The organism is Pseudocolwellia agarivorans (assembly GCF_002000085.1).
In the GTDB taxonomy this organism is placed as follows: Bacteria; Pseudomonadota; Gammaproteobacteria; order Enterobacterales; family Alteromonadaceae; genus Pseudocolwellia; species Pseudocolwellia agarivorans.
In genome coordinates, this window is sequence record NZ_MUZU01000007.1 from 203,534 (window position 1) to 215,209 (window position 11,676).

6 protein-coding genes are annotated in these 11,676 nt (G+C 36.5%); 2 read left to right on the forward strand and 4 right to left on the reverse strand.

Annotated features, from left to right (window positions below; genetic code table 11):
• Positions 1-9: 9 nt before the first annotated feature.
• The 4 genes from glgC to B0X80_RS12695 all read right to left on the reverse strand — a co-directional run bounded on the left by glgC (position 10) and on the right by B0X80_RS12695 (position 6,447).
• Positions 10-1,275 carry a glucose-1-phosphate adenylyltransferase gene (gene glgC, locus B0X80_RS12680; RefSeq protein ID WP_076419281.1) on the reverse strand — a complete coding sequence of 422 codons (1,266 nt, stop codon included), beginning with the start codon at positions 1,273-1,275 and terminating at the stop codon, positions 10-12.
• 55 nt (positions 1,276-1,330) lie between these two features.
• Positions 1,331-3,817 carry a glycogen/starch/alpha-glucan phosphorylase gene (locus B0X80_RS12685; RefSeq protein ID WP_077340861.1) on the reverse strand — a complete coding sequence of 829 codons (2,487 nt, stop codon included), beginning with the start codon at positions 3,815-3,817 and terminating at the stop codon, positions 1,331-1,333.
• Positions 3,786-5,888, reverse strand: a complete 2,103-nt coding sequence (gene glgX / locus B0X80_RS12690) for a glycogen debranching protein GlgX (protein WP_077340797.1) — start codon at positions 5,886-5,888, stop codon at positions 3,786-3,788. Before glgX ends, B0X80_RS12685 begins: the two co-directional genes overlap by 32 nt.
• Positions 5,889-6,150: 262 nt before the next feature.
• Positions 6,151-6,447 (reverse strand): isoamylase early set domain-containing protein, encoded by a 297-nt coding sequence (locus tag B0X80_RS12695; protein WP_077340798.1) that lies wholly within the window; start codon positions 6,445-6,447, stop codon positions 6,151-6,153.
• Positions 6,448-6,999: 552 nt separating this feature from the next.
• On the opposite strand from B0X80_RS12695, the gene B0X80_RS12700 reads away from it, so the two are divergent.
• Entirely contained in the window at positions 7,000-9,984 is a 2,985-nt protein-coding gene (locus B0X80_RS12700; RefSeq protein ID WP_175623938.1) for a TonB-dependent receptor, read from the forward strand.
• Positions 9,985-10,118: 134 nt separating this feature from the next.
• Positions 10,119-11,675, forward strand: a complete 1,557-nt coding sequence (locus B0X80_RS12705) for a tryptophan halogenase family protein (protein ID WP_077340800.1) — start codon at positions 10,119-10,121, stop codon at positions 11,673-11,675.
• Position 11,676: the final 1 nt, after the last annotated feature.

The following is an 11,676-nucleotide window of genomic DNA, read 5'->3' on the forward strand; positions in this document are numbered from 1 at the left end:
TCTGATATGTTAATCATGACTTATTGCTGCAATCATATCTCGTGTAACTAATACAACACCTTTGGCTGTTACTCTAAGGCCATTCGCTCTATCAGCATCATGATCTATACCTATTTCCATACCATCAGGAATAACGCAACTTCGATCTATAATCGCTTTTGAAATTTTACAGTTTCGACCAATAATGGCGCCAGGTAAAATAACTGCGTCTCTAATTTCACAGAAAGAATTAATTCTTACTTTTGAAAATAACAATGACCTTTTAACCGTTGAACCTGACACAATAACACCGCCAGAAACAGTTGAATCAACAGCCATTCCTCTTCTACCATCTTCATCAAAAACGAATTTTGCTGGAGCAGTTTGCTCTTGATAAGTCCAAATAGGCCAACTTTCGTCATACATATCAAGCTGAGGTTCAGGGCTTACAAGTTCCATATTAGCTTCCCAAAAAGAATCTAATGTACCCACATCGCGCCAGTAAGGTTGTTTTTCGTTATTAGGATCACGAAATGGAAAGGCAAAAACTTTATGCGACTCAATAATTTTAGGAATAATATCGTTACCAAAATCACCACTTGATGTGTCTTGTGCTGCATCTTTTGCGAGTTCATCAAATAAAAATTGTGTATTAAAAACATAATTCCCCATGGAAGCTAAAGTCATCCCTGGCTTACCCGGTACTTCCGATGGATGTTCTGGTTTTTCATCAAAACGACATACACGACTGCTTTCATCAACGGTCATAACACCAAAAGATCCCGCAGCTTCTTCTACAGGAACCTCAACACAACATACGGTCATATCAGCGCCAGTTTCAACATGTTTAGCAAGTAATTCACCATAGTCCATACGGTAAACATGATCGCCTGATAAGATCATGACATATTTAGGTAATTCGTGACGAATAATATCTATATTTTGAAAAACAGCATCAGCCGTACCTGAGTACCATCCATCGCCTTTTCTTTGTGAAGCTGGCAGTATTTCTACTGATTCACCTAATTCTTTTTTAAAGTGGCCCCATGCTCTATTTACATGACGTATTAATGAATGGGATTTATATTGTGTTGCTATACCAACACGACGAATGCCCGAATTAATACAATTTGATAAAGGAAAATCTATAATACGGAATTTACCACCAAAAAAAGTCGCTGGCTTTGCTCGCCAATCTGTAAGTTCATGCAGTCTTGAACCTCTCCCCCCTGCTAAAATTAATGCGTAAGTGTCTCGAGTTAAGTTACTAATATATCGATTTTCATATGTGGGCATAATGCCTCCTTTTATCGTATTAATTACCGTAAGCTATTTATTTGTATTGTTATATTTAAAGCTTCCAAATTTCATCTCGATACTGCTTGATCGTACGATCACTCGAAAAAACACCGCTCCCTGCTGTGTTTAGAATACTTTTATTTATCCATTGTTTTTGATTTTTAAAAAGAGCATCTACTTGACGCTGAGCTTCATAGTAAGAGTCAAAATCGTAGGCGGTTAACCACGTATCTTGAGGACTACGTATTGATTCTGTAATTGAATCAAATATACCCGGTTCAAATAAATTGAAATGTCCGCTTTCTAGTAGCTTCATAACAGCAGACAAATGAGGTGAATTATTAATAATTTTGTTAGGATTATAGTTGGCTCGTATATCTTTTATTTCATGTGCTTGAGCACCAAATAAAAAGAAGTTTTCTTCGCCAACTTCTTCTCTTATTTCAATATTTGCGCCATCAAGAGTTCCTATAGTTAATGCGCCATTCATCATAAATTTCATGTTTCCGGTGCCAGAGGCTTCTTTGCCTGCGGTGGATATTTGCTCTGATAAATCAGTCGCAGGGCAAATAACTTCCATTGCCGTTACATTATAATTAGGAACAAAAGCCACTCTTAAATATTTCGATACTTTAGGGTCTAAATTAATCGTGTCTGCAACGTTATTAATTAATTTAATAATTTGCTTCGCCATAGCATAACCCGGCGCAGCCTTTCCCCCAATAAGTACGCATCTAGGTGCTAAGTTTTCTGTATCACCATTTCTAATTTGTTCGTATAAACCAATAACATGTAAAATGTTCAAAAGCTGACGTTTGTATTCATGTATTCGCTTTACTTGAACATCAAACATCATATTTACGTCAAACTTAACACCCGTATTTTTTTCAACAAACTCAACCAGCGCTTGTTTATTTTGAGTTTTACATGCTTGCCATTGCTGCTGAAAAACCTCATCACTTGCATATTGTTTAAGTTGCTTTATATGTGAAAAGTCAGCTACCCAGTCTTCACGTATTTTACTACTAATAAGTGCTGATAACGGTTTATTACAATGAGACAACCAACGTCTCGGTGTTACACCGTTAGTTTTATTATTAAATTTTTCAGGCCATAATTGATAAAATTGATTGAATAAGCCTTCTTTTAATAATTGCGTATGTAAAGCAGCCACACCATTAACTGAATAACTACCAACAATGGCTAAATGCGCCATTCTTATTTGGGGTTCATGACCTTCTTCAATGAGCGATAAAGAACGTTGCTTATCCATATCACCCGGCCAAGAAACGGCAACGTACTGTAAAAAACGTGCATTGATTTCATAAATGATTTCTAGAATTCTAGGGAGTAAGTGAGCAAATATCCTAACGGGCCACTTTTCCAATGCTTCAGGTAATAGTGTGTGGTTAGTGTACGCCATGGTATTCGATGTAATATGCCAAGCTTTGTCCCATGATAATGAATAGTCATCCATTAATATGCGCATAAGCTCTGCCACAGCAATACTTGGATGTGTATCGTTGAGTTGAAATGATTGCTTATCGATAAATTGCTCAAAACTATCACCAAACAATTCAACATAATTATTTACGGTATCTTGCAATGAAGCCGAAGACAGGAAGTACTGTTGACGTAACCTTAATTCTTTACCATTTTCGCTGGTATCATTTGGGTAAAGCACCATGCTAATTTGTTCAGCTAAGTTTTTTGTTGCAACCGCTTCTGTATAACCTCCAGCATTAAATTCATCTAAATCGAATTCGTCTGTTGCTTCAGATTTCCATAACCTTAATGTATTTACTGTGCCATTTTTATAACCGGGGATAGGCATATCATAAGGTACAGCTAACACGTCATGGGTGTTATTCCATTGTCGAAGTTGATTACCGTTACGTTCAGTAATCACATCAACTTGCCCAAAAAATTTAACTCTAATAGCCTTATCTGGAACAGCAATTTCCCATGGGTTACCTTCTCGTAGCCAACTATCAGGATGCTCTACTTGCTCTCCATTTTTAATTTGTTGATTAAACATGCCGTACTCGTAACGAATACCATAACCAATCACGGGTAAAGCCAAACTTGCACAACTATCTAAAAAACATGCTGCAAGGCGACCTAAACCGCCATTCCCCAGGCCTGCGTCGTGTTCAGCCGTTTCAACTTCTTCTAAGTCGCAGCAATAACCTTTTAACGACTCACGTACCGTCTCGTCTAAGTCAAGATTAAGTACGGCATTGTTCAAGGTTCGCCCCATAAGAAACTCTAACGATAAATAGGCAACTGAACGTTCTTCAATTCTGTTAGCCCTTGTTTCTCGCCATTGAGCAACTAATCGATCTCTAATCGTTATTGCTAAAGCATTGTATAAATAAAGGTGTGAATCATTAACCTTGTCTCGACCTAGTGTAAAATAAAAATGTCGAGATAAATCATCAGCAAAAGTATTGTTGTCCATTAAAACACTGTCGTCTAACGATGTTACTTGGCAAAAATCATCAGTATTATTCACTAGGCTCAGATCCCTTATGTTCATTTGATAAAACAATTGTTGTACGTGGTTGAAGTGTTATTGTTCTTTGCGCTGGTAATTTAGGAATTTCGTTGTTTATTGCACTTGATGAGGTGTCTACCATCACATCCCAATATTCAACGTTATTTATTTCAGGTAAAACAAACTCAACAGGCTCTGCGCCAGCATGAAATATACAAAATACAGATGATGCATCATCAGCTTTACCTTGAACTAAGTAACCAACAGTAGATGCATGGTGAGAGTGCCAGTTTTCTTTATGCATTATATTGCCTGAGCAGTGATACCAAGTTATATCCACATCAGATTTAGGATCATCTTTATGAATAAATCGATGATAAGCCAACATAGGAAAACGCTTTCTTAATTCAGACAAACGCGCTAACAAAGCAGTCAATTCGTCAGCGTATAAAGCATCTTCTTGCCAGTTAAGCCAATTAATCTCGTTATCTTGACAATAAGCATTATTATTACCTTGTTGAGTACGCCCTATTTCATCGCCAGCTAATACCATAGGTACGCCTTGCGACAGCATAATCGTAGACAACATGTTTTTAATTTGCTTTAAGCGTAATGCAAGTATTTCAGCATTATCAGTAGCGCCTTCTACGCCATAATTTTTAGACAAGTTTTCAGAATGACCATCACGGTTTTCTTCGCCGTTGCGTTCATTATGTCGCTGTTCATAGCTCACTAAATCATGCAATGTGTAACCATCATGGCTCGTTAAAAAATTAATGCTTGCATAAGGTTGACGTCCGTGATGTTCAAAAACATCGCTCGAACCATGAATTCTTCGTGCAAACTCAGGTAATAAGCCTTTATCTCCACGCCAAAAGCGTCTTATAGAATCTCTGTATTTATCATTCCACTCTGACCAAGGTGCTGGAAACCCACCTAATTGATACCCACCTGGGCCTATATCCCATGGTTCAGCAATAACTTTTACGGTGTTAAGTAATGGGTCTTGTAAAATGGCGTCTAAAAATCCACTATGTTTATCAAAACCATGAGGTTCACGGCCTAAAATAGTGGCTAAATCAAACCTGAAACCGTCAACTCCCATCACTTCAACCCAGTAACGTAAACTATCCATGACCATTTGAAGCACTCTTGGGTGGCTTAAGTTCACCGTATTACCACAACCCGTATCATTAATGTAATAACGAGGTTCAGATGGATTTAATCGATAATAAGAGGCGTTATCTATTCCTCTAAAGCTCAGTGTTGGACCTAAAGCGTTGCCTTCTGCAGTATGGTTATATACAACATCGATTAATACTTCAAAACCAGCTTGATGCAATTCATCAACCATGCGTTGAAATTCAAAAACTTGGTCGGTACTTAAATAATCTGAATGAGGAACAAAAAATGAAATACTGTTATATCCCCAATAATTACTCAGATCTTTATCATGTAAAAACTTTTCAGAAAGAAATTGCTGTACCGGTAATAACTCAATGGTTGTAATACCAATAGCACGATAGTGTGCAATCATTGATGGGTGACTAATACCTAAAAAAGAACCTTGTAATTCAGGAGGAACTTTTGAATTTAACTGTGTAAGGCCTTTAACATGCCCTTCATATATCACAGTATTTTGCCATGAAACAGGCACACGTTGTATTTGAGGTTTTTCAGGATCTATCACTACTGACTTTAGCATAACATCAGCATTATCTCTGTCATCAAACGACAGGTCTTGTTCAGGAGAATCGGCTTTATAGCCTAAATGACGATCAGACCAAGTAAACTTGCCTTTCAATGCTCGGGCGTAAGGATCTAATAATAATTTATGATGGTTGAAGCGATGCCCTGCTTCAGGATGATAAGCACCATAAACACGATAGCCATAAACTAAACCAGCTTTGGCTCCTTTTAAATAACCATGCCATACATGATGTTCACATGAAGGTAAAACGAATCGCATTAACTCCTGATGGCCTAATTCATCAAAAACACACAATTCAACTTTTTCAGCATTAGCTGAAAAAAGAGAGAAGTTCACACCTAAATCATTAACTGACGTACCCAATGGGTAGGCGCGACCGGGCTCCATACTATATTGTTCCATTAATCACCTTTATTCTTTTTACTGACTAAATAACCACTACACAACACGAAGGTAATTAATATTAACACGGCTAAATTTAAGCAATGTCTTCTCTAAACCATATACCTATTACAAAACCGCTACAAATTAAAAATACATTAAAAACGTTTTATGTCTAAAAACTTTTTCGTATATAAATATGAGGAATAAGAAAGGTAGTTGTTACCAGTTAAATAAAGGTAACAACAAACTAAGCAACCATTTGATTTATAATAAAATTATATTATATACGTGTTGATACGACACTATCTTCTGAACCAAATGAATTAGGTATATATTGATCCGCTTGATAATCATTTTCCCACTCGGCACCATCCAATAAATACTTAAATTGGAATTGACCATCTTTAGGTAGCCTAACTTTTGTACGAAACGTTTTTTCTTTTTTACTAAATTTCATTTCAAGAGGTTGCCAATCGGTAAACTCTGCGACTAAAGCAACAGACTTAACATCGTCTCGACTAAACTCAAATGTTATTTCTGCTTCATCTTTTGTTTTAAAAAACTTCTTAGTTAACATTTTATTCTCCATGTTTAAATAGTATTGACACCTTTACTATATTGGAACAAATTTATGACAAATAAATTACATTTATTTTCTCTTATTTCCTTCCAAATAATGTGTTGATAGATTTATAAAATAAGTAAGATAGAGTGAAAAATAATAAAAATATATATCACCTATATTTTATAGGCTGAAATAAATAAGCATGCAAATCATATATAGTTTAAATGGCTATAAGTGATAAAAAATCATCTATGCCGTTTAAATTATTAGTAAATTTCAATCACTTTATTACTTCTAAACTTACAAGCACCTTCCTGTCACTTTGACAACATCATATCCACTTACAATCAAGCGCAATTAAAATAAAGACAATAAATATCAAAGCTTTAAAAAAAATAATTACAAATAATAAAATATACATTGAAATATATTAAATAATAACTTAACTTAATGTAAGCGCTTCCAAACACAAACACTTAACATATAAAATGCATTAATTACTTAATTGAACATAATTAAATGTAAGCGCTTACAAAAAAACAATTGTACAATCTAGGGGAAATGATGAAACATAATAAATTTAATAAAACTAAACTGGCAACCAGCTTATCTATAGTGTTAAGCACTACAGTAATTACTCCTTTATCTTTTACCTATGCTGAAGAGATCAGTAAGGATGAAGTAGAAATAATTCAAGTAACAGGTATGCGTTCAAGCATTAAAGAATCTACGGCACTAAAAAGGGATGCAAGTGGCGTTGTAGATGCTATTTCAGCTGAAGATATAGGTAAATTTCCAGACACTAACTTAGCAGAATCACTACAGCGTATTACTGGTGTATCAATTGACCGAGCGAGTGGTGAAGGTAGTAAAATAACAGTACGAGGCTTTGGTCCTGACTATAATATGGTCACTCTTAACGGTCGTACTATGCCAGCATCTAGTTTACCTGCAGGTGGCGGCGTTGCAAACTCTCGTGCATTCGATTTTTCAAATCTAGCCGCTGATGCAGTTAAATCTGTTTCTGTTTATAAAACAGGTCGAGGTAATATTGCTACAGGCGGTATAGGCGCAACGGTTGATATAGTGACAGCTAAACCATTAGATAACCCAGGAATGCAAGTCAGTGTTGGTGCCAAAGCATTAATGGATACAACTAATAGGGTTGGTGATGACGTAACACCCGAGCTATCAGGACTATTTAGTTGGACTGATGACGATGAAATATTTGGTGCATCTTTAAGCTTTAACGCAAAAGAGCGCCATAGTTCAGCATCAGGTGCATTTGTTAATGAATGGCGAACAAGTGCCTATGATGGAACAATTCCTCAAGCAGCTGACAATATTTTATTAAGTAATGAACCCGCAATCGGACAATTCTATTCTATGCCTTCCGACTTACGTTACTACATAACTGATGAAGAACGTAAAAGAACAAATGCTCAATTAACACTACAATTTAGACCTATAGAAACACTCACAGCAACTCTTGACTACACCTATTCAAAACAAGATGTTTTTCAAGCGCGAGCTGAGCAATCTATTTGGATGGATACCTATAAATCAAACTTAGGTTTTGACGGTGAAACCGTTGGAACTCCTGTAGATTATAATGAAGATCGTGGTAATCAGGCTCCTCGTGATTTGGGTTTAGCCCAACAAGAGTTAAATCAAATAAATGAAAATGACTCTATTGGCTTAAATATAAGTTATGACGTAAACGATAATTTTAACATTACTTTTGATGGGCACATATCTACAGCAGAAAGCGCTCCAGATGCTGATTATGGTTCATGGTTAAATACAGGCTTAGGTGCCAATATTTCAGCTGGTCAAGGGGTCGACTTTACCAATGACTTCCCTACTATGAGGGTTGATTTTGATGACTGTAATGCTGAGCGAGGACTCAATTGTAACCGTGTACTTGATCAAGATGATGTGGGCACATCCATTTTAGATATGAGAATAGCATCTCAAAAATCAGATATTGACCAATTTCGTTTAATGGGTAAATACGAATTTGACGAAGGTAGTATTGAATTTGGTGTTGAATCTCGTTCAATGGAAAGTCACTCTACTCAAAGCTTAACTCGTCATACCATGGGTAACTGGGGTGTAGAAAACCCAGGTGAATTACCTGAAGGCTTTTTAACGCTTGTAGACTTTACTAACGAGATAAGTGATTTTGATAAATCAGGCGCTTTCAACCAGGGTTTTACTGGTAGTGCTTCTCAAATAGCGGCTTGGGCAGCAGATGAATATGGATTCGATTTTGTTGCCGATGGTGCTCTAGCTACAGATAGAACCATTAAAGAAGACGTTACTTCAGCATACATTCAACTTGATCTATCAGGTGAATTAGCTGGTCGTCCATTTAATGTTGCAGCAGGCGTTCGATTTGAAAGTACAGATATCACATCATCAGCGAATGTATCACTACCTAATGCCGTTGCATGGGAAGGCAATAACGACTTTAACGTAAGGTTCGGAGAAGGAAAACAAGACTTTTCTACTGATGCTAGTTATACGCATTTATTACCAAGTTTTGATTTTGACATAGAAGTTATTGATAACCTCATCACTCGTTTATCTTTTAGTAAAACCATCGCTCGTCCTACTTATGACCAACTGAGTGCTGCCGCATCAGATGTTAGCGGCCCAAGTGGACCAACAACATTAGCGGGTGTTCAATTAGGAACAGCCTCTAATGGCAACCCTGAACTCGTTCCCCTTGAATCAGACAATTTTGATATATCAGCCGAATGGTATTTTGAAGAAACAAGTTATGTCTCAATTGGCTACTATGAAAAACGAGTAAATAATTTTGCTGGTCGTCAACCTGTTATCGAAAACGTGTATGGACTGCGTGATGCAACGGCCGGTCCTCGAGCTAAAGCAGCAGAAGCGGCGTTAATAGCCTTAGGTGAAGAAATTACTGATACAAACCTTTTTGCCATGGTTGCAGCCACAGAAAACAATGTTGATTTTTACTCAAGAAGTGCTGAAAGCTTTGAAGTTGACTACGATGTTTTACCCAATGCTGATGACCCATTAATGGATTTTACAGTCACTAAATTTGTAAATAACAAAGAAGCAAAAATAGACGGTTTTGAAATTGCCGTACAACATTTCTTTGGTGAATCAGGTTTCGGCATACAAGCGAACTATACTACTGTTAATGGTGATATTGGTTTTGACAACAATGGAGATCCATCAGTAACACAGTTTGCACTTGTTGGGTTAAGTGATACAGCCAACCTTATTGCTATGTATGAAAATGATGATTTTCAAGCCCGTATAGCTTACAACTGGCGTGATAAGTTCTTAAATACACAAGCTCAATATATTAACGAACCAGGTTATACTGAAGAGTACGCTCAAGTTGACTTTAATGTTGCATACCAAGTTAACGAAGAATTATCTGTTTTCGTAGAAGGTATAAATATTACCGGTGAAGATACTAGAACTCATGGTCGCACAAAAGTACAACTATGGAATTTAGCGGAACAAGGCGCACGTTTTGCTTTAGGTGCTCGTTATACATTTTAAATATTACGTATAACAACTATAAGTGCCGTATTTTTATACGGCATTTATTTTTATATAGCTATGTTTTTATCTATCCACTGTAATCAGTGATTTAACTAACCCACGTCACCAGTACACTCATAAAGAGAATTTTTATGAATAAGCCTATCAAAAAAATCATTATTGTTGGCGGAGGCTCTGCTGGATGGTTAACCGCCGGATGCATAGCTGCAGAACATCTTTCTAATTCAGCATCTTCTATCGAAGTTACACTAATCGAATCTCCAGATGTAAAAAGCATAGGAGTAGGTGAAGGTACTTGGCCATCAATGCGCAACACTTTAGAGAAAATAGGTATTTCAGAGAAACTCTTTATACAGCAATGCGACGCTTCATTTAAACAAGGTTCAAAATTTATAGGCTGGACTACTGGGCATAAAAATGATTTTTTCTACCATCCTTTTATGGCACCTGATGGCTATGGCCATATTAATTTGCACCAAGCATGGCAAAAAAATCAACCACAAAGTTCTTTTTCCGAGACTATAAACGTACAAAGTCATCTTTGTGAAAAACATTTAGCCCCTAAACAAATGGCTACACCAGACTACGCAGCAGTGACAAATTATGGTTATCATTTAGATGCGAAAAAATTTGCTGAATTATTACAAAAACATTGTACAGAAACTTTAAACGTTAAATATGTTATTGATCATATGGAACAAGTTATTTCAGCAGAAAATGGTGATATAGCCGCAATAAATACGAGAAATAATGGAAACATTGAAGGTGAGCTTTTTATCGACTGTACGGGAAGTGCTTCATTATTAATCGGTAAACATTTCGCTATACCTTTTTTAGACAAAAATGATATTTTATTCAATGATCGAGCAATAGCAACACAAATCCCATACCCAAATAAAGCAACTCCTATTCCTTCTACTACCCTTTCAACAGCACAGTCTGCAGGGTGGATATGGGATATAGCCCTCCCCTCAAGAAGAGGAGTTGGGTATGCCTACTCAAGTAAATACATTAGTGATGATGAAGCCGAAAAAGAATTGCGAACCTATATTGCTCAATCAATAGGCCAGCAACAAGCAGAACTCATTGAAACTAAGAACATAAGATTTAACACGGGTTATAGAGAAAAGTTTTGGCATAAGAACTGTTTAGCCATAGGTATGTCATCAGGCTTCCTAGAACCTTTAGAAGCCTCAGCTTTAGCTATGGTTGAGCTAAGCTGCAACATGCTAGTTGAAGAATTTCCTGTCGATAGAAAACATATGGAAATACTCGCCCAACGATTTAATAAAAGATTTACATACCGATGGGAACGTACCATTGAGTTTTTAAAGTTACATTACGTTTTAAGTAAGCGGACTGATTCGCCCTACTGGCTTGAGAATAAATCATTAGAAACAATTCCTTTACGCCTTCAAGAATTATTAACACTGTGGGAATACCAATCACCTAGTCGTTACGACTTCATTCAAAATGAAGAAATATTCCCTTCTGCAAGTTATCAATATATTTTATATGGTATGGGGTTTACGACTAACCTAAGAAAACTAGCACGTAAATTCGAACATCCAGATGTAGCAAAAAAGCTATTACATGAAAACAAAATAAAAATAGACAGGTATAGCGCTGGATTACCTAATAATAGAGAACTAATTGATTATATTTGTCAAAATGTTCATAAGCATTAAT